16 protein-coding genes are annotated in these 19,737 nt (G+C 68.7%); 12 read left to right on the top strand and 4 right to left on the bottom strand.

The genetic code is table 11. The annotated features are described in order from the left end of the window. Positions 1-172: 172 nt before the first annotated feature. The gene (locus INQ48_38325) at positions 173-1,651 is read left to right on the top strand and encodes an amidase (protein ID QRF61254.1); all 1,479 of its coding nucleotides are present in this window, start codon (positions 173-175) and stop codon (positions 1,649-1,651) included. Between the two features lie 9 nt (positions 1,652-1,660). Here INQ48_38325 and INQ48_38320 read toward each other — a convergent pair whose 3' ends face one another. Next, positions 1,661-2,332 (bottom strand): HD domain-containing protein, encoded by a 672-nt coding sequence (locus INQ48_38320; protein QRF61253.1) that lies wholly within the window; start codon positions 2,330-2,332, stop codon positions 1,661-1,663. Between the two features lie 273 nt (positions 2,333-2,605). Here INQ48_38320 and INQ48_38315 point away from each other — a divergent pair, with 273 nt between their 5' ends. The 4 genes from INQ48_38315 to INQ48_38300 all read left to right on the top strand — a co-directional run bounded on the left by INQ48_38315 (position 2,606) and on the right by INQ48_38300 (position 6,935). Then, on the top strand, positions 2,606-3,223 hold the full coding sequence (locus INQ48_38315; protein QRF61252.1) for an amino acid synthesis family protein: 618 nt from the start codon (positions 2,606-2,608) through the stop codon (positions 3,221-3,223). A 92-nt stretch (positions 3,224-3,315) separates the two neighbouring features. Then, positions 3,316-4,992, top strand: a complete 1,677-nt coding sequence (locus INQ48_38310; GenBank protein ID QRF61251.1) for an MFS transporter — start codon at positions 3,316-3,318, stop codon at positions 4,990-4,992. A gap of 76 nt (positions 4,993-5,068) precedes the next feature. Further along, on the top strand, positions 5,069-5,992 hold the full coding sequence (locus tag INQ48_38305; GenBank protein QRF61250.1) for a LysR family transcriptional regulator: 924 nt from the start codon (positions 5,069-5,071) through the stop codon (positions 5,990-5,992). Positions 5,993-6,035: 43 nt separating this feature from the next. Continuing rightward, on the top strand, positions 6,036-6,935 hold the full coding sequence (locus INQ48_38300; GenBank protein QRF61249.1) for a dihydrodipicolinate synthase family protein: 900 nt from the start codon (positions 6,036-6,038) through the stop codon (positions 6,933-6,935). Positions 6,936-6,973: 38 nt separating this feature from the next. On the opposite strand, the gene INQ48_38295 is transcribed toward INQ48_38300, so the two are convergent. From INQ48_38295 to INQ48_38285, 3 genes are all read right to left on the bottom strand, one after another. Then, positions 6,974-7,654 (bottom strand): class I SAM-dependent methyltransferase, encoded by a 681-nt coding sequence (locus INQ48_38295; GenBank protein QRF61248.1) that lies wholly within the window; start codon positions 7,652-7,654, stop codon positions 6,974-6,976. A gap of 34 nt (positions 7,655-7,688) precedes the next feature. Then, positions 7,689-8,444 carry an SDR family NAD(P)-dependent oxidoreductase gene (locus INQ48_38290; GenBank protein QRF61247.1) on the bottom strand — a complete coding sequence of 252 codons (756 nt, stop codon included), beginning with the start codon at positions 8,442-8,444 and terminating at the stop codon, positions 7,689-7,691. A gap of 292 nt (positions 8,445-8,736) precedes the next feature. Continuing rightward, positions 8,737-9,723, bottom strand: a complete 987-nt coding sequence (locus INQ48_38285) for a DJ-1/PfpI family protein (protein ID QRF61246.1) — start codon at positions 9,721-9,723, stop codon at positions 8,737-8,739. 195 nt (positions 9,724-9,918) lie between these two features. Between INQ48_38285 and INQ48_38280 the strand changes: the two genes are divergently transcribed. From INQ48_38280 to INQ48_38250, 7 genes are all read left to right on the top strand, one after another. After that, positions 9,919-10,812 (top strand): amidohydrolase family protein, encoded by an 894-nt coding sequence (locus INQ48_38280; protein ID QRF61245.1) that lies wholly within the window; start codon positions 9,919-9,921, stop codon positions 10,810-10,812. Between the two features lie 104 nt (positions 10,813-10,916). After that, positions 10,917-13,865 (top strand): type VI secretion system tip protein VgrG, encoded by a 2,949-nt coding sequence (tssI, locus tag INQ48_38275; GenBank protein QRF63149.1) that lies wholly within the window; start codon positions 10,917-10,919, stop codon positions 13,863-13,865. A 34-nt stretch (positions 13,866-13,899) separates the two neighbouring features. Further along, positions 13,900-16,548: a DUF2169 domain-containing protein gene (locus tag INQ48_38270; GenBank protein QRF61244.1), complete on the top strand. Its 2,649-nt coding sequence runs from the start codon at positions 13,900-13,902 to the stop codon at positions 16,546-16,548. Beyond that, positions 16,545-17,597, top strand: coding sequence for a pentapeptide repeat-containing protein (locus tag INQ48_38265; protein QRF61243.1), 1,053 nt, complete (start codon positions 16,545-16,547; stop codon positions 17,595-17,597). Before INQ48_38270 ends, INQ48_38265 begins: the two co-directional genes overlap by 4 nt. A 45-nt stretch (positions 17,598-17,642) precedes the next feature. Then, positions 17,643-18,272, top strand: a complete 630-nt coding sequence (locus INQ48_38260) for a DUF3540 domain-containing protein (protein QRF61242.1) — start codon at positions 17,643-17,645, stop codon at positions 18,270-18,272. A gap of 7 nt (positions 18,273-18,279) precedes the next feature. After that, positions 18,280-18,675 (top strand): DUF4150 domain-containing protein, encoded by a 396-nt coding sequence (locus INQ48_38255; protein ID QRF61241.1) that lies wholly within the window; start codon positions 18,280-18,282, stop codon positions 18,673-18,675. Between the two features lie 108 nt (positions 18,676-18,783). After that, positions 18,784-19,734 (top strand): helix-turn-helix transcriptional regulator, encoded by a 951-nt coding sequence (locus INQ48_38250; GenBank protein ID QRF61240.1) that lies wholly within the window; start codon positions 18,784-18,786, stop codon positions 19,732-19,734. Positions 19,735-19,737 lie beyond the last annotated feature (3 nt).

Genomic DNA, 19,737 nt, shown 5'->3' with positions numbered 1-19,737 from the left:
CACGCCGCGTCGCCGCGGATCGCGTATGCCCGTGTATCCGCGCGAAAAATCCACACACTACGTTGCATGCGCGGCCCAATACACGACTGGCGCGCGGGCACACCGCGTCTTCGCTAGAGTGGGCGCACACGGGGCCCACGCCCCCGTTTTCTTTTCTCGACAGGAGCGACGGATGACTTTGGCAATGAGCTGGCAGGCATGGAGCGAACAGGACGGCGTGGGGCTCGCCGCGCTGGTGCGCAGCGGGCAGGTCACGCCGGCCGAGCTCGCGGCCCAGGCCAGCGCCGCCATCGCGCTCACCAACCCCGCGCTGAGCGCGGTGGTCGAGGTCTTCGACGACGTGGTGGCCGATCCGCTGGCCGACGGCATGAACCCCGCGGGCGCGTTCGCGGGCGTGCCCTACCTGATGAAGGACCTGGGCCCGACCATGAAGGGCCGCCTGCAGGAGATGGGCTCGCTGCTGATGAAGGGCCAGCGCGCCGCCGCCGACACCCACCTGACGCAGCAGATCCGCAAGGCCGGGCTCAACATCATCGGGCGCACCACCACGCCCGAGTTCGGCGTCTGCAGCTCGGCCGAGAACCCGGCCGTCTACGTCACGCGCAATCCCTGGAACCTCGACTACACGACCTGCGGCTCCTCGGCCGGCACGGGCGCGGCGGTGGCGGCCGGCGTGCTGCCGCTGTCGCACGCCACCGACGGCGGCGGCTCGATCCGCATTCCCGCGGGCGTGAACGGCAACATCGGCCTCAAGCCCTCGCGCGGCGTGTTCTCGATCGCGCCGGCGCTGTCGGACCTCACGGGCCTGGTGTCGATCCAGGGCTGCCACAGCCGCACGGTGCGCGACACCGCGGCCTTCGTCGACCACTGCCGCGGCGGCGCGCCCGGCGAGTTCATGCCCTACTGGAAGGCCGACGAGCCCTACACGCAGCTGATCGAACGCGACCCGAAGCCGCTGCGCATCGCGATGTCGCACGAGTGGGGCGACTTCCGCGCCACGCCGCACATCGCAGCGGAGCTCGAGCGCGTGGGGCGCTTTTTCGAGGGCCTGGGCCACCATGTCGAATGGGCGTTGCCCGCGGTCGACATCCGCGCCGCCTTCGCGGCCCAGACCACGTGCTACATCAGCAACTTCGCGCAGACCATCGAGGGCTTCCTCGCGCGCTTCGGCCTCGAGCAGCCGCCGGCCGACCTGATCGAGCCGATCAACGTCAAGATCTGGGAGGCCGGGCGCGACATCTCCTATGCCGAGCGCTTCAGGATGCAGACGGTGTTCAACACCACCGCGCGCGGCTTCGGCGCCTTCTTCGAGGAGTGGGACATCATCCTCACCCCGATCACCGCACTGCCCACGCCGCGCGTGGGCACCACCGAATACCTCACGCTCAGCGACAACCCCTCGGTGCTCGACTGGTTCGACAACCTCTGGCAGAACTTCGCCTACACGCCGCTGGCCAACCTGTGCGGCATTCCGGGCATCTCGCTGCCGCTGGCCTTCAACGAGCACGGCCTGCCGCTGGGCATGCAGCTGCAGGCGAAGCAGGCCGACGACGGCCTGCTGCTGCAGCTCAGCGCGCAGATCGAGCGCGCGATCGGCGGCCGCTGGAACGATGGCCGCCGGCCCGGCGTGCACGTGGCCACGGCGAGCTAGAAAACCAGCTCAGTGCCGGCAGCCCGGCACGCCGCAGGCGCCGTCGTTCCACGACGAGCCGAGGATCATCCCGCAGAAGTTGAGCCGCTTGTACGTGGGGTCCTTGAGCGCGAGCACGTCGGCCTTGACGTTGCCGAAGGTGGTCTCGGGCTTGAAGCGCGTGCCCTTGGCGAAGGCGTCGATGATGCCTTCCTTGAAGTCGGCCTCGCGCGGATGCGCGCGCACCACCGCCTCGCGCTGCTCGGTGGGAAAGGCGTCATAGGCCAGGCCCAGCACGTCCATCTCGACGCCCGCGGTGACCAGCGCCACGACCGGCTTCTTGTGCTGCGGAATGCCCGGCGTGGTGTGCAGCGCGATCGCATCCCACACCTGCTCGACCTCGGGCTCGGCGATGCCATGGCGCACGAGGAAATCGCGCGCGGCATTGGCGCCGTCGACCTCGAAGCGCTCGGTCCTGCTGCTGTAGGGCGCGACCAGCCCCATGTCGTGGAACATCGCGCCGATGTAGAGCAGCTCGGGGTCGTAGGCCAGGCCGCGGCGCTCGCCGGTCAGCGCGCCGAACAGGAACACGCGCCGCGAGTGGTTGAACAGCAGCGCGGTCTCGGTGTCGCGCACCAGCTCGGTGGCCTCGCGCGCCATCTGGCTGTCGGGGATGCGGATGCCGGCAATGGATTCGTTCATGGGTTCTCCGGGGATGAGGGTTGGCGAAAGTGCGAACCCAGTGTCCGGCGCGCCGACGCCCCGTGCGCATGCCCGAGGTGGCATGGACTGCCAGATCGGGTGCGCTTCCTGCCAACGCGCGTCGGCGCCCACCGCCAGACCCAAAAACGCAAGCCCGCTTGCGTTCTTGCAAACTGACAGAAGCGCCTCGCGAACCTAATCTCCGTCCGCCACTTCAGCCCCTGCGATGCAGGGACCAGGCGATTCAGCCACATCCACAGGACGGAGACCCCCATGAGCCCATCAACGCTCGAGACCATTCGGCAGATCTTCGTGTTCGAGAGGAACACGCTCGCCGAGGGCGGCCGCGCCGCCGCCGCGACTTCGCGCCACGTGGTCGCCGCCGCGATCTTCAAGAACCCCTGCGCCGGCCGCGGCGCCGCGACCGACGCCGAACTGGCCGACCTCGCGCAGCGCTCGGTCGAGATCGGCACGCTGCTGACCGAACGCGCGCTCTCGCACTTCGCGGGCGAGGAGAAGCCCCGCGCCTACGGCAAGGCCGCGCTGGTGGGCACGGCCGGCGAGTCGGAACACGGCGCGGCGCTGATCCATCCGCGCCTGGGCCTGGCCATGCGCACCGGCCTGGGCGCGGGCCCCGCGCTGATTCCGGGCAATGCCAAGGTGTCGACGGCCGGCGGCTCGGTCGACCTGCTGTTCGGCGGCGCCGACGACGCCTGGGACTACGACGCCATGGACGGCATCACCCTCGCGATTCCCGGCGCGCCCGGCCCCGACGAGCTGGTGCTGTTCGTCGGCTTCGGCACCGTGCGCATCAATGCGCGCGTGAAGGGCGCCAGCGCCGAGCAGGTCGCCAAGGTGGTGGCCGACATCCGGGCACGCCGCCAGGCCTGACACGCCCACCGCCGGCCACGCCACGTAGCCGGCCAGGGAGGAGTTCCACCGGGCGGCCTCCTCCCTCCAGAACCACAAGACAGGAGACAAGCATGGACATCCCCGCAACCCTGACGGGTGCGACGCATCGCGCGGAAGGCAGGAAGGTCATCGTGGCCTCTTCCGTGGGCGCCGTCATCGAGTACTACGACTTCTTCCTCTACGGCTCGCTCGCGACCATCATCGCGAAGCGGTTCTTCTCGGCGCTCGACCCGTCGGCCGCCTTCATCTTCGCGCTGCTCGCCTTCGCCGCGGGCTTCATCGTGCGACCGCTCGGCGCCGTGCTGTTCGGGCGCCTGGGCGACATGATCGGGCGCAAGTACACCTTCATGATCACGCTGCTGCTGATCGGCATCTCGACCTTCTCGGTCGGCTTCCTGCCGAACTACGCGACCATCGGCGTGGCCGCGCCGATCATCCTGATCGTGCTGCGGCTGTGCCAGGGCCTGGCGCTCGGCGGCGAGTACGGCGGTGCCGCCACCTACGTGGCCGAGCATTCGCCGCCGCACAAGCGCGGGGCCAGCACGGCGTGGATCCAGACCACCGCGACGCTGGGCTTCCTGCTGTCGCTGGTCGTGATCCTCGGCGTGCGCAGCACCATGTCGCCCGAGCAGTTCGATGCCTGGGGCTGGCGCATCCCCTTCATCATCTCGCTGGGCCTGCTCGTGCTCTCGGTCTACATCCGGGTCTCGATGAAGGAGTCGCCGGTGTTCCTCAAGCTCAAGGCCGGCAACGGCATCAGCAAGGCGCCGGTGCGCGAGGCCTTCGGCGAATGGAAGAACCTGCGCATCGTGCTGATCTGCCTGTTCGGCCTGTGCGCCGGGCAGTCGATCGTCTGGTACACCTCGCAGTTCTACGCGCTGTTCTTCCTCACGCAGATCCTCAAGGTCGATCCGATCTACGCGAACACGCTGTTCGCGACCTCGCTGGTGCTGAGCATGCCGCTGTTCATCTTCTTCGGCGCGCTGTCGGACCGCATCGGCCGCAAGTGGCTGATCATGATCGGCATCCTGGTGGCCGCGCTGTCCTACGGCCCGCTGTTCAAGGCGCTCACGCACTACGCGAACCCGGCGCTGGAACGGGCCCAGCAGAGCGCCTCGATCGTGCTGACGGCCGACCCGCGCGAATGCTCGTTCCAGGGCAACCCGATCGCGCGCGATGTCGACTTTCGGACCTCCTGCGACATCGCCAAGCGCGTGCTGGCGCAGAGCGCGGCCAGCTACGAGGTCAAGGACGCGGCGGCCGGCGAGCTGGCGACCGTGACCATCGGCGACCGGGCCATCGCCTCGGTGCAGGGACGGCTGGTCGCGAACGGCAATGCCTTCGAGCCCGCCAGCAAGGCCGAGATCGACGGCTTCCGCGCGCGGATCGGCGCCGCGCTCCAGGGTGCCGGCTATCCCATGACCGCCGACCGCGCGGGCATCGACTCGCCGATGGTGGTGCTGATCCTGCTGGTCTTCATGGGCTTCGTCGCCATCACCTACGGGCCGCTCGCGGCGCTGCTGGTGGAGATGTTCCCCGCGCGCATCCGCTACACCTCGATGTCGCTGCCCTATCACATCGGCGCCGGCTGGTTCGGCGGGCTGCTGCCGACCATCTCGTTCGCGCTCGTGGCCGAGCACGGGAACATCTATGCCGGCCTCGCCTATCCGATCGCGGGCGCGCTCATGACCTTTGTGATCGGCGCGATCTGGCTGCGCGACACCAAGGAGACCCGGGCCGCGGCCTGAACCGCAAGCTTGCACCGATGGCGCCCGGGCCCACGCTGGACTAATGTCTTCGCTCCTTCGCTCAGCCTTCAACGCCATGGCCACCAAGCACCTGCCCCTGGATCAACTCGGATGGGACCACCTGCGCGCATTGCTCGAAGTCGCGCGCGGCGGTGCGCTCGCGCCCGCCGCGCGCAAGCTCGGCGTCGACCAGTCGACCATCAGCCGCCGCCTCGCGCAGGTGGAGTACAGCTCGGGCGGCACGCTGTTCCGGCGCGACCGCAAGGGCATCGTCCTGACCCCGTTCGGACGGGAAGTTTTCACGAGGGTGGAGAAGATGGAAACGGCCTTGCACGAGATCCAGGGACTGACCGCCGACCGCTTCGGGCAGAACGCCGGCACCGTCTCCATCGCAACGATGGAAGGCGTGGGCGCGATGCTGATCTCGCGCGCGGTCAGGAAGCTGCACGAGCGCTTCGCGGCGATCGAGATCCAGCTCGCGACCACCTCGAACTACGTGGACATCGCGCGCCGCGAGTCCGACATCTTCGTGAGCTTCTTCGAGCCGCCGCCGAAGTCGCTGCACACGCAGAAGGTGGCCGACGTGCATTTCCATCTCTATGCCAGCGCCTCCTATCTGGCGGGCCGCGAGATCGCGCGGCCCGAGGACCTGGCGCAGGACTTCTTCATCGGCTACATCGACGACCCCATCTACCTGCCCTCGGCGCGCTGGCTCGAGGAGTTCGTCGATGCGCCGCGCATCGGCTTCCGCGCGACCAGCATGTTCTCGCAGCTGTTCGCGGCGCAGGAGGGCCTGGGCGTGGTACTGCTGCCTTCTTATGCCGAGGCCGAGTCCTTCGGGCTGATCCGGCTGCTGCCCGATCGCTTCGCGCGCGTGCCGCTGTTCATCAGCGTGCAGTACGACCTGCAGTACCTGCCCCACATCCGGGCCGTCTTCGACCTGCTCGCGCAGCTCATGGCCGAGAAGCTCGCGGCCCAGCAGCCGGCGGCTGCGGCCTGACACCTATCGCTTTCTTCCATCCACCCTTTGCTCATTCAATCTCATGAACAACAAAATCCTCGGCATCGTTTCCTATCCCATCACCGCCTTCGACGAGCGCAGCGGCGCCGTCGACCTCGAGACCAGCCGCCGGGTGGTCGAGCGGCTGGTGCTGTCGGGCTCCCATGCCATCGCGCCGCTGGGCAGCACCGGCGAGAGCGCCTACCTGTCCGACGAGGAGTGGGATGCCGTGGCCGAGGCGTCGATCGCCCAGGTCGCGAAGCGCCTGCCGGTGATCGTCGGCATCTCGGACCTCACGACCCGCAACGCGGTGCGCAAGGCCAGGTTCGCCGAAGCGGCCGGCGCCGACGCGGTCATGGTGCTGCCCGTGTCCTACTGGAAGCTCGGCGAGGCCGAGATCTTTCGCCACTACCAGAGCATCGCCGACGCGATCGGCCTGCCGGTCATGCTCTACAACAACCCCGCGACCAGCGGCGTCGACATGCAGCCCGAGCTGATCGTACGGATCGTGCGGGACATCGCGAACGTGACCATGGTCAAGGAGAGCACGGGCGACATCCAGCGCATGCACCGGATCCGGCAACTGTCGAACGGCGAGATCCCGTTCTTCAACGGCAGCAATCCGCTGGCGCTCGAAGCCTTCGCGGCCGGTGCCTTGGGCTGGTGCACGGCGGCGCCCAACATCGTTCCGGCCTGGCCCGTCGCGCTTTACGAGGCCTGCCTCTCGGGCGACATGGAAGCGGCGCGCACGATCTTCTACGGGCAGCTCGACGTGCTGCAGTTCATCCTCAAGGGCGGGCTGCCGACGACCGTGAAGGCGGGGCTGCGGCTGCGGGGTTTCGAGGCGGGGGTGCCGAGGTTGCCTCTGCAAGGGCTCGACGAGGCTTCGGTCGCGCAGCTGCAGCGTTTGCTCAGGGAGCTGGATTCGCGAACGATCGCCTGACAAGGTGTGAAGAAACCGGAGTGAGCGGCCCGTCGCCGTCAGGCGTAGGCGACCCACCCCCTGAACGTGAACCCCACATAGAAGAGCTGCACCCCGCTGAACCCCGCCTCGCGCAGGATCGCCTCGTCCTGCGCCGGCGACAGGATCGCCAGTTCCTTCTGCACCTTCTCGCTCGTGGCCGCCGCCTGCTTCGGGTCGGACCCCGATGACACGAGAAAGGCCGCGTAGCGTTTCATCCACGTCTCGCGCTGGCCCTCGCCATCCTCCACGCTGAGGTGTGCAACCACGAAGGGCGCGCCCGGCTTCAGGCGGCGATGGATCTCGCGCGCCGTCGGCAGGCGCTGGTCGTGCGGCACGAAATGGAAGGTCAGCAGGCAGGTGGCGCCGTCGAAGGGGCCTTCGGGCGCGTCCTGCACATAGCCTTCGTGCAGGGCCACGCGCGACTTCAAAGGGCCGAGCCGCTGGGCCGCGAGATCGAGCATCGGCGCGCTGGGGTCGACGCCGTCGATGCGCCAACCGGGGTTGGCGAGCGCGAGGTCCTCTAGCTCGAGGCCGCCACCGGCGCCGACCACCAGCACGCGGCCTTCCGCAGGCACGCGCTCGGCCAGCAGGATGCGCGTCATCGGCAGCAGGCCGCTGTGGCCGGGCACGTTGCGCTTCGGACCTTCGGCGTACCTGGCGACCGCGTCGGCGCTGTTGAATGCACTGTGAGAGTTCATCCAACGATGATGGCATGGCGCCCTGGCGCGCGCTTCAGCAGGGGTTCAGCGACGCGAAGACGGCCTCGTAGCGGCCATCGCGCTCGGCCCAGCGGCGCGCGTGGTCGCGCTCGAGCATCAGCTCGCCGTGCGGATGGTCGCCGCGCTCCAGCTGTCGCATCACCTCCGCCACGTAGGCGCCCACGGGCATGGCGCGCGGGTCCGAGGCCTGCGCGCTGCCCGTGAGTTCGGTCTGCACGTAGGGCGGTGCGAGTTCGAGCACCTCGACCGGCACCGCGCGCAGTTGGTGGCGCAGCGACTGCAGCCACGAGTGCAGGAAGGCCTTGCTCGCGCAGTAGACCGGGAAGTCGGCGCGCGGCACGAAGGCCAGGGCCGAGCCGGTCGCGATGAAGCTCGCGTTGGCCTGGGCCTTCAACAGCGGGAGGAATGCGGCCGCGGTGCGCAGCACGCCGAGGATGTTGGTCTGCACCATCGCTTCGGCATCGGTGGCGGCCCAGGTGTCGGCGCGCATGTCCTCCGCGCGCGAGATCCCGGCATTGGCGATCAGCACGTTGAGCTCGGGAAAGCGTTCGCGCACCTCCTGCGCGACGCGTGACAACGAAGCGGGATCGTCGAGGTCGAGCCGCAGGCCGAAAAGGCCGGCTCTGCCGGCCGTGACCTCGTCAAGCAGGGCCTGGCGCCTGCCGGTGACGATGACGCGGTTGCCGCGCCGATGCAGGGCCTCGGAGAGCGCGCGGCCGATGCCGCTGGTGCCGCCCGTCACGAGGATGGTGTTGCCGGTGGTTTTCATGATGGCTGTCTTTCGATGGGTTGGGGTCATGGAGAAAGCCATGGCAACCCTCGCGACGCTCTTCGCGAACGGACGCGAAAAGACCCTGCGCCGGCCCTGCGATGCGATGCAGCGCAGGAAGGCGAACAGGACGAACGAAAGGAAGAGGGAGGGCATACCGTGGCGTCTTTGCATCGAGATCTCCCTGCTGGGAACCACTCGACAAAGGACGCGTTGGATGACGGTAACGCCTACGGCAGCGCGCCGCGAAGGCGACTGCGGGCCGGATTGTCGACGCGCCGGCGCGCCGCCGTCAACCCCCGGGCGACGACGCGAGCCGCGTGGTGCCGAAGTTCGCGCGGTACTGCTGCGGCGTGACGCCCAGGCGGCGCAGGAACACCGCGCGCATGCGGTGCGCGTCGTGGAAGCCGCAGGCGAAGGCCACGGTCTTCATCGGTGCCTGGCCGCTCTCGAGCATCACGCGCGCCGCGTCGAGCCGCGCGCTCTCGACGAACTCGGCCGGCGTGAGCTTCGCGTCGCGCGCGAAGGTGCGCGCGAAGCTGCGCTCGCTCATGTGCGCGACCCGCGCCAGCACCGCCACCGTGAGTTCGTCGCCGAGGTGCGCCATCACGTACTGCTGCACCTGCGCGACCGGCGAGGCCGGCTCCAGCTGCGGCGTGAGGAAGGGACTGAACTGCGACTGCCCGCCCGCGCGCTGCGTGAACACCACGAGCCGGCGGGCCACGTGCAGCGCCACCTCGCTGCCGTGGTGCTGCGCGAGCAGATGCAGCGACAGGTCGATGCCCGCCGTGACGCCGGCCGAGGTGTAGAGCTTGCCGTCCTGGTTGAAGAGCCGGTTCGATTCGACGCGCGCGCTCGGGCACAGGCTGGCCAGCGCCGCCGCGTCGTTCCAGTGCGTGGTGACGGTGCGGCCATTCAGCAGGCCGGCGCGCGCGAGGATGAAGGCGCCGCTGCAGATCGAACCGAAGCTCGCGGCCCGCGCGCTCGCGGCCTCGAGCCAGCGGTACAGCGCCGGATCGAAATGCTGCCGCACCAGCGCCGGTCCGCCGGCCACCAGCAGCAGGTCGAAGGCATCGTCGACCTCGGCATAGTGGCGGTGCGCCTGCAACGAAAGGCCGTTCGAGCACGGCATGGTGCCGTGCTCCACGCCGATGGTCTCGAGCCGGTAGTGGTCCTCGTCCGGCAGGAAGCGGTTGGCTTCCGAGAACACGTCCATCGGGCCGCTGACGTCGAGCGACTGGACGCCGGAGAAAACGAGCAGGGCGACGGTGCGGTGCATGGCAGCGGAGGAATCGGACGGGATCGGTCCGGGATTCTGGCGCACCCCGGGATCCGCGGGTTGAAAAACGCCGGGCCTCGTTCGTCTTGAAGAACTTCGAGTCGAGGAACATCTTCCCTGGGGAAATTCCTCCTTGCCGCACGAGGAAACCCCATGGATCGGACCGATCGACAACGACTGCCCCGCCGCGCCCGCATGCTCTGGCTGCACGCCATCCTGCTGTGGGCCGCGACCCTGCCCGCCTGGCCGCAGATCCCGCCATCGCCGCCCGCGACGTTGATCCCCTTCGCCGACGCGCACGTGCACCTCAACGACCTCGCGATGCAGCTCGTGCTGATGGACCGCTGGGGCGCGACGCATGCCGTGGTGTCCTGGGGCGCGCGCAGCAGCAACGAATCGGTGGCCGAGGCCGCGCGGCGCCATCCCGACCGGCTGATCCCCTTCGCATCGATCTCGCCCGAGCGCAGCATCTATCGTCCCGCCTGGAACGCCGACGATCCGGTACTGCTCGCGCAGCTCGACGCACTGCTGGCCACCGGGCTCTACAAGGGCATCGGCGAGATCTCGATTGCGCATTTCGCCGCGTCGGGCTTCGCGGAAACCGACTACAGCCCGACCGGCGCGATCATGACCGGCATCATGGTGCTCGCGCGCAAGTACCGGCTGCCGGTGATGGTGCATGTGGAAATCATGCGCATGGCCGAGCTGCAGCAGATGCTCGAGCGCTTTCCCGACGTGCCGGTGATCTGGGCCCATGGCGGCTACACGCCGCTGTTTCTCGCGCGGCGGTTGCTCGAGCGACATCCGAACCTGCACTACGAGCTCAGCGCGCGCACCTGGCCGCGCCATCCGCGCTCGCCCGACTACACCGTGCTGCGCGACGGCCAGAACGTCTGGCCCGAATGGCTCGCGCTGATCGAGGCGCAACCGCACCGCTTTCTGATCGGCACCGACGCGAGCCACCGCTCGGCCGACACCGAGACGATGAAGTTCGCGAGCGTGCAGAACTTCCTGGTCCAGCTCAGTCCCGATGCGCGTGCGCTGGTGGCGCGCGGCAATCTGCTGCGGCTGGTGGGCATGGGCCCTTGAAGCGAACGGCCGCGGAATTCGCGGCCATCGCAGGACGCACGGCCATCCATTCGAGTGGCACGACCATCGCGCCACGCTCGCCGATTTCGAACAATGGATGTCCCATGCACACGCACGACATCCGCATCGACACCGACTCCCCCGTCGCCAACGACCTCATGTTCTGGAGCCTCGTCGGCCACGAGGGCCTTTCGCGCGCCGCGGCCTATGAGCTCACGGTGCTGTCGAAGAACGGGCATGTGCAACCCAGGGACATCCTGGGCCGCGCCTTCGACATCGGCATCGACTTCATCGACGCCCATGAACTCCCCCATACCCGCCACTGCCACGGGCATGCCGTGCGCTTCCTGCGCGAAGGCCGCACCGGGCGCTACCACCGCTACCGCATCACGCTGCGCTCCTGGTTCTGGCTGCTGACCAAGCGGCGCAACTCGCGCATCTTCCAGGACAAGCCGGTGCTCGACGTGCTCAACGCGGTGTTCGAGGACAGCCCGGCGCGGCGCATCCGCAAGACCACTGCCGACGGCGTGATCGGCGCGCACGAACCGCACCGCTACTGCGTGCAGTTCCAGGAGAGCGACCACGATTTCCTCTCGCGGCTGCTCGAGGCCGAGGGCATCTATTACTGGTTCGACGCGCACGACGAGCCGGGTCGGCTGCAGCTCGCCGACACCAGCTTCGTCGCGCACGAGCGCCTGCCGGCCACGCCGGTGCTGCACTACACCGGCGTCGCGGGCGAGGCGCGCTTCAACGAGATCACGCGCTGGATCTCCACGCAGCGGCTGGACACCGGCAAGCATGCGGCGCGCGACAGCGACTTCAAGGCGATCCGCAAGAACATCGGTGCCACCATCGACACCGCCGACGAGCACGAGCTCGCGGACTTCGAGGACTTCGAATACCCGGGCGACTACTTCGACGTGGAGAAGGCCGAGGCCACGGCCAGGATCCGCGGCGAGGAATTGATCGCGCGCCGCGACCGCCACTGGGCCGTGACGACCTGGCCCGACGTGGGCGTGGGCCGCAGCTTCGTGCTCGAGGGCGATGCGCCCGAACTGGCGCGCGGCGAACACCTGATCGGTGCCTGCAGCTTCGTCGTCACCCATCCGGGCTACGAAGGCGCCGACGACGAGCGCACGCGCAAATGGCATGCCGAGCGGCTGTGCGGCCTGATCGCGGACGACCCGGTCAACGACGGCATGGACGGGGTGCTCGACGAACTGATCCGCACCGAACGCACGCTGCACGATGCCCAGCGCGGCGTCTGCGTGTTCTTCCTCACCGTGCTGCCGATGCAGCTGCCGTTCCGCCCGCCGCGTCTCACGCCGCGCGTGACCATGCCCGGCCCGCAGACCGCGATCGTGGTCGGCCCCGAAGGCGACGAGCTGCACGTGGACGAGCATGGCCGCGTGAAGGTGCACTTCCACTGGGACCGCTACGACGAGCGCAACGAGAAGTCGACCTGCTGGGTGCGCGTGTCGCAACCCTGGGCCGGCAAGGGCTGGGGTGGCTACTTCGCGCCGCGCATCGGGCAGGAGGTGATCGTCGACTTCCTCAACGGCGACCCCGACCGGCCCGTGATCGTGGGGCGGGTCTACAACGACGACCAGCCCATCCCCTACAAGTCGCCCACGCAGAGCGGCTTCCGCACGCGCTCCACGCCCGGCGGCGATGCGAGCAACTACAACGAGATCCAGTTCGAGGATCGCAAGGGGGAGGAGCTGTTGTCGGTGCATGCGGAGCGGGACATGCGGCGCAGCGTGGAGCGCGACGACACGACCGGCATCGGCCGCGATCAGTGGCTGCGCGTGGATCGCGACCAGCACACGCATGTGCACCGCGACCAGACCTTGCTGGTGGACCATGAGCGCAAGCTGCACATTCGCAAGAATGAATCGCATCAGGTCGACCTGACGCAGCGCACGAAGGTCGGCGAAGAGCAGCACACCCATGTTGTGTCGAACCAGGTCACGCAGGTGGATGGCGTTCAGTCGACAACGGTCAAGGGCAATTTGTTCACCCATACGCAAGCATCGCGGCAAGACATGACGGACGGCGAGGAGCGGCGCCTGGTGAAGGGCAACCAGACCTTCATCGTCGAGGGAGACCTCGGCTACAAGGCCACCAACATGACCTTCGAGGCGGAGCACATCGATTTCAAAGTGACAGGTGCGAATTCGATGGTTCTGGAGTCTCCAGACGGTCCTTACTCGATCATTGCCAACAAGTTCACGCTGACGAGCAACACCGACGCATCCATCATCGCCGTCGGCGACATCAACCAGATCTCCATCGAGAACAACACCACCGCCTACGGCAACAACAACGGCGCCTACTTCGGACTATCGAGCGACGTTACCCTGGGACTCGCTCGCAGTACCTCCATCGCACTCTCCATGGATTCGGCAATTGGGGGATCGTTGCGTACCGCATTCGGGTTCGACGTCGAGATGACGGCCGGGTATGAACTGAGCGTGAGCAGCGTGTCCAGCATCGAGACGACGCCGATGAAGATCTTTGCGCCTCCCGGTGGCGGCCCTGCAGCGGCTCCCATCGTATTGAGCGAATCTGCCACGTGGAATGCGATTGCGGGGTCCGTCAGTGTCGGCTTTCTCTCTGGACTGGCAGGGCTTGTCGAATGGGGAGAACAGGGCAGCGGCGCAGAGAAGGAGTTGAGGGAAGCGGCGCACGCCGCAGCCAACGCCGGTCACCACGGATTGGCTGCGCGTCTGCGTCGCCTGATCGACGATGGTTCTGGCTCGATGGCCAAGGACGCGCCGACCAATACGAGATCGACCAAGGGCGACGAGTTCACCAAAGACTACTACGACTATTCCGTGGATCCCCAGACGCCTGGACGGATACCGAAACCTGGCGACCTCGATTACTCGCAGTACGACACGCGCGCGAATTCCCGCATGTTCGTCTTCAACCCGGAAAAGGATTTTGGCGGCGCCTATGGTCCCAAGCGCCCCAAGTTTCTCGACGAACCGAAGCCCGATGCGGGAAGCAAGGATGGCACCACGGAGCCGGACAAGGACAAGCCGCTCTAACGAAGCGCACTCGGACTCGATCGCCGAAAGTCTTATGCACATCATCAAGCCCCAATCCCTGGGCCTGTCCTTCCGCCCCATGGAGTTCCGCCACCGCTTCGGCCTCAGCGTCTCCGGCTACCTCCATGTCCCCTTCGCCCAGGCCGAGCGCGGTACGCTCTGGGCCGAGCAATCGATGTGGGACTTCCTGGCCAAGGAGATGGCGTCGCCCGTCATCGACGAAGGCATCGCCAAGCTGCATCCCGAATTCCTGGTCCATGGCCATGCCTACGCACCCGCGGTGGACACGCGCGCCGTCGCGGTGCGCGCACGCATCGGCCAGCGGGAGAAGACCGTGCTGGTCTTCGGCGAGCGTCGATGGGAAGGGCGCGACCCCACGGCACCGTTGCCGTTCTCCAAGATCCCGCTCGACTGGGCCCATGCCTACGGCGGCCCCGATCACCCGGCGAATCCGCAGGGCAAGGGCCGCGTGGTGCTCGAAGGCATTCGCGCCCTGCCCCACCTCGAACTGCCGCACGATCGCCTGCTCGAGATCGACCAGGCCATCGCGCCGGCGGCTTTCGGTCCGCTCGATCTGACGCATCCGCAGCGCGCGGCCTGGCGCGGCACCTACGACGAGGACTGGCTCACGCGGCATGCGCCCGGGTTCGCGCCCGATACCGATTGGCGCTTCTTCAATCTCGCTAGCCAGGATCAATGGTTCGATGCGCCGCTGAAGGGCGACGAGGACTTCGCCTTCGATCACATGCATCCCGACCGGCCGTACGTCGCGGGCCGCCTGCCGGGCCTGCGCGTGCGTGTGTTCGCGGGCCGCGCGCCGGACCAGGGAAGCGGCGAGCCCGCGACGCTCGACGAGATCCCGATGCAGCTCACCACCGTCTGGTGCTTTCCGCATGCCGAGCGGCTGGTGCTGGTCTTTCACGGGCTGGCGCAGACCACGCGCGACGATGCCTGCGACATCACGCGCCTGCTCGGCGCGGTCGAGCGCATCGACGAGCCGCGCGATCCGCAGCACTACCTCGACACGCTGAACAAGCGCGCCACCGGCAGGCATGCCGCGCTCCATGCGCTCGACGACAGCGCGCTGCTGCCGCCGGGCATCGACACCGCCGACCCTGCCACCGAAGCCGCGCAGGCCGCGCTGCGCCCCGACGGGCTTCAGGAGGACGCGCAGTACCGCCGCGCCGCGATCGACGTCGAGATGGCACGGGACCAGGTGCGCACCCAGGGCAAGGATCCCGATGCGCTGGGACTTCGGCTGCCGCCGCGCCAGCAGCCGCCCAAACCCGAGGAGATGCCCGCCTTCATCGAACGCACGATCAAGGACATGGAGGCCCAGGAGTGGGCCGCCCTGGAGGACACGGTCACGTTGCTCGAGAACGCCAGGGAATTCGCGCAGAAACACCGGGTCGACCTGAAGCAGGCGCAGCACCGCGGGCCGCCGCGGTTCAGCGCGCGTGACGAACTCGCGCGCCTCGAATCGGCCCATGCCGGCGCCGGCAAGGCCTTCGACCGCAATGCCTTCGTGCCCCGGCTGCAGCAGGCGGAAGCCGTTGCGCGTTCGAACTACCTGCAATCGGCGCATCACCAGCCGCCAATGGATCCGCTGCCGGCGGAGCAGGCGGCCGAACGCCGGCGCGAGCTGCAATGGATGCTGGCGCACGGCTTCCGGCGCTGGCTGGGCTTCGACCTGACCGGCGTCGACCTGTCGAACCTCGACCTGCGCGGCGTCGACATGACGGGTTCCTGGCTCGAGAGCGCGAACCTCACGAACGCCAACCTGACGGGCGCGGTGCTGCGCCTGTGCGTCCTCTCGCACGCCTGCCTCGAAGGTGCGGTGGCCATCGAGGCGCAGCTCCAGGGCAGCAACCTCGGCGGCGCGCGGCTCGCGAACGCGGTGTTCGACCGCGCCGACCTCACGGGCGCGCAGCTCGGCGGCACGGCGCTTGCCGCCACGCAGTTGCGCGAGGCCGTCATCGACAACCTGCAATCGATGGACACCAGCTGGGGACCGGCCGACTGGAGCGGCGCGCGCGGTGCCGGCCTGCTGTTCCACAAGCTCGACCTGCGGGGCCTGGTGCTCGATGGCGCGCGGCTGACCGGCTGCCAGTTTCTCGAATGCCGCCTCGAGGGCCTGAGCGCGCGCGATGCGGTCTTCACGGGCAGCACCTTCGTCGGATGCCGCCTCGACGACGCCCGCCTCGCGGGTGCGAACCTGTCCGGAGCCACCTTCGTGCAGTCCTGCGTGCTGCGCGGCGCGGACCTGTCGGACGCCCGGCTCGACGGCGCCAATCTGGCGGACTGCGATCTGGGCGCGGCCCGGCTCACGAGCGCCGTGCTCGACGGCGCCCACCTCGCGGGCGCCTGCTTCGAGCACTGCGATGCCGAACTCCTCAGCGCGCGCGGCGCGATGCTCTCGCGTTCGCGCTGGGCCGGTGCCAGGCTCTCGGGCGCGAACCTGCGCGAGGCGATCCTGCAGCATGCCGACCTGCGCGGCTGCGACCTGCGCAACGCCAACCTGTTCGGGGCCGACCTGTCGCGCATTCAGCTCGACGCCGACGCCCGCTTCGACGGGGCCTTGTTGACGCGCGCACGAACCTATCCGCGACTGACGCCCGAGCAGCAGGCGGCGGCCGCGCGCCAGGCGCACGCACGCGCACAGGCCCTGGAGCAGCCCGCATGAACGCCACGCTGCTGGGCATCGCGATCCTGTTCGGCGAGACCCTGGAGGGCAAGGACTTCCGCAAGGGCGCCTATGCGGGCGCCCGCGTGGCGGGCGGCGTCTTCTCGCGCAGCCAGCTGAACGAGGCGGACCTGCGTGGCGCCGATGCACGCGAATGCGTGTTCGATCGCTGCGACCTGCGCGGCGTGCTGTTCGGCGGCGCCAACCTGCGCCGCACGGTCTTCAACCAGTGCGAGATCGACCATGCGGACTTTCGCGACGCCAACCTGCAGGGCGCCGTGTTCTCCGAATGCCGCGCGACGCATGCCCAGCTCTCGGGTGCCGCGCTCGCGATGGCCACCTTCACGCGCTGCACGCTCGACCATGCGGGCATGGCGGGCGCGGGACTGCAGTCGAGCAGCTTCAGCAGCTGCAGCCTGGTCGACGTGAACGCCGACGACACGCACTGGGAGCATGCGGCGATGATCGAATGCGACGCGTCGCGGCTGACCTGGGAGCGCGCGACGCTGCGGCGGGTCACCTTCCACAAGACGGGCCTGGAGCGCAAGTCGTTCCGCGGCCTCGCGCTCGAGGCCTGCCAGTTCAACGAGGCACGCCTCTCGGGTGCCGACTTCCGCGAGGTCGCGCTCGCGCAGTGCAACTTCATGCGCGCGCAACTCGACGACGCCGACTTCACGCGCGCCCGCGCGCCCCAGGCGATCTTCTGCGGCGCTTCCGGCAGCGGCGTCCTTTTCGCCGGGGCCCATCTGTCGCAGGCCCTGTTCACCGGTGCCACGCTGCCGGGCGCGCGCTTCGATGCCGCCAACCTGCACCAGTGCCATTTCGCCGACGCGCAACTGCAGCGCGCGTCGCTGCGCGATGCCGACCTGAGCCATGCCGACTTCAGCGGCGCCGACCTCTGCGGCGTGGATGCACGCGGCGCGACGCTCGTGCGCGCGATGCTGCATGGCGCCCGCACCGACGATGCGCAACTGCCCGACCGGGCGCGCGCCATCGAGATCGACGAAGACCGCGCGCGGGCCGATGCCTGGCGGCCGGTCGCGGCCTGAATGCACCCTCCCCACCGCCAAGAAGAAGACGAAAGCACGGACACCATGTCGAACCTCCCGGCGCTCGAGCGCCTCGCCCCTTCCACCCGCGCCGAGGCCTTCGTGGCGATCGTCACCGCCGCGCTGCCCGACGGCTGGACCGTGGCCGATGCCGGTGCGAGCCATCGGGCGCGCCGCGCCGCCAGCTGCCTGCTGCGGCCCGAGGTCGGCGACAGCGTCGCCTGCATGCGCGTGGCGATCGGCGAATGGTGGATCACCGCGGTGCTCGACCGCGCGGAGGGCACGCCGCAGACCTGGCATTGCGACGGGCCGGCGCGGCTCGAAGTCGGCGGCGGACTCGCGATCGCGGGCGCGGATGTGCGCATCGACAGCCCGCGCTTCGCGGTCCGCTCGCGCAGCGTCGAGTTCACGGCCGACGAGACGCTTTTCGTCGGCGAGCGCGTGAGCCTCATGAGCCGACAGGTGCGGTTCGTCGGCGCCATGCTCCACAGCGTGTTCGACCGGGTCAGCCATTTCAGCCGCAGCTACCTGCGGCGCACCGAGGGACTGGACCGCGTCCATGCGGAACACCTCGAGCAGGAGGCCGACACCTTGCTGCGCATCAGCTCGGAACACACGCTGATCGACGGCGAGAAGCTGGTCAAGGCGCGCGGCGGCCAGATCCACTTCGGGTGAGGCCGCGATGTTCTCGAACTGCCAGCTCATGGGCACCGACATGGCCTTTCCCGACGTCTGCATGACGCCGGCCGCGCCGTCGCCGATCCCGGTGCCCTACCCCAACATCGCGATGGGACCGATGGCCATACCGAACTGCCCGACCGTGCTGATCATGGGCGGCCCGGTCCACAACATGGCCACCACCATCCCCATGACCAACGGCGACAACGCGGGCGTGTTGCTCGGCGTGGCCTCGGGCACGGTGATGGGGCCGAGCCGCCATACGACCGGGTCCACCACCGTTCTCTACCACGGCATGCCCGCCACCCGCCTCACCAGCACCACCATGCAGAACAGCACCAACGCCATGGGCGCGCGCATCGCGCCGAGCCAGACGCTGGTGCTGATCCTCGCACCCTAAGGCCTATCGCCAATGGCCAACGCGGCAAGGGGCGCCTTAGGACCTCCGGCGGAGTGTCAAAGCGGCGTGCGATCACTAGCATGCGCTGTTTTCCGATTTCTCCCTGGCATGTCGAAGACCTTCAAGCGCGGGCACCGCCACGCGAACCCGCACGAGACCGCGCCCGACACCGAACGGCTCATCGCACGCCTGTGGTTCGAGCCGATGCTGAGCTTCCAGTACCGCTGCGCGAGAAGCGACGCGGTCGAGGTCCGCAGTCGCTCGCATGCGCCGCTGTACGTGTTCTGCGACGACGGCTGGCGCGTGCGGACGGCCGACGGGGTTCATCTCGCGAACAAGGGCGACATCCTGTTCCTGCCGCGCGGCGGCGCGCATCTGGTGTTTCGCGACGAACAGGTCGTGCCGCGCGGCATCGAGGACCTGGTTCGCGCGGGCTTTCGCAACCGCCACGGCGTCTATGCGGTCGGCTCCGAGCACGACGCGCTCGTTGCGGGCAGCTTCTTCGAGACCAGTGCCCTGATGGAACACCCGCTGATGGCGCTGTTGCCCGAGCTGGTGCACTGCAAGGCCGGCGAAGGCGCCGGGGATGCGCGCGTGGTCGACTGGGTGCGCTGGATCTCCGACCTCGACACGGGCAATGCGATGGCGATGGGGCCTTCGATCAACGCCATCCTGCGCATGCTGCTGTCGCGCCACTTCGCCGACCCGGCCCATGCGGTGGCACTCGAGGCCCCGCCCGGACGCCGCGATCGCCAGCTCTCGTCGGCCGTGCTCGCGATGCACGAACATCCGGCGCGCAACTGGACCGTCGATGCGCTGGCGGCGCTGTGCCACCTGAGCCGCAGCGCCTTCGCTTCGCGCTTCAGCCAGCAGTTCGGCCTGCCGCCGCTGCGCTATCTCTTCCGCACGCGCATGCGCATCGCCGCGCGGCTGCTGAAGGAACAGCGGCTCACGCTCGACCAGGTGGCGCAGCAGGTGGGCTACTCGAACGGGCTTGCGCTCTCGCGCTCGTTCAAGCGCGCCACCGGCATGCGGCCGCGCGGCCAGGCGCAGTCCTGACGA

The sequence above is a fragment of the Variovorax paradoxus genome, assembly GCA_016806145.1.
GTDB lineage: Bacteria > Pseudomonadota > Gammaproteobacteria > Burkholderiales > Burkholderiaceae_C > Variovorax.
This window is presented reverse-complemented; position numbering and strand designations above follow the sequence as displayed.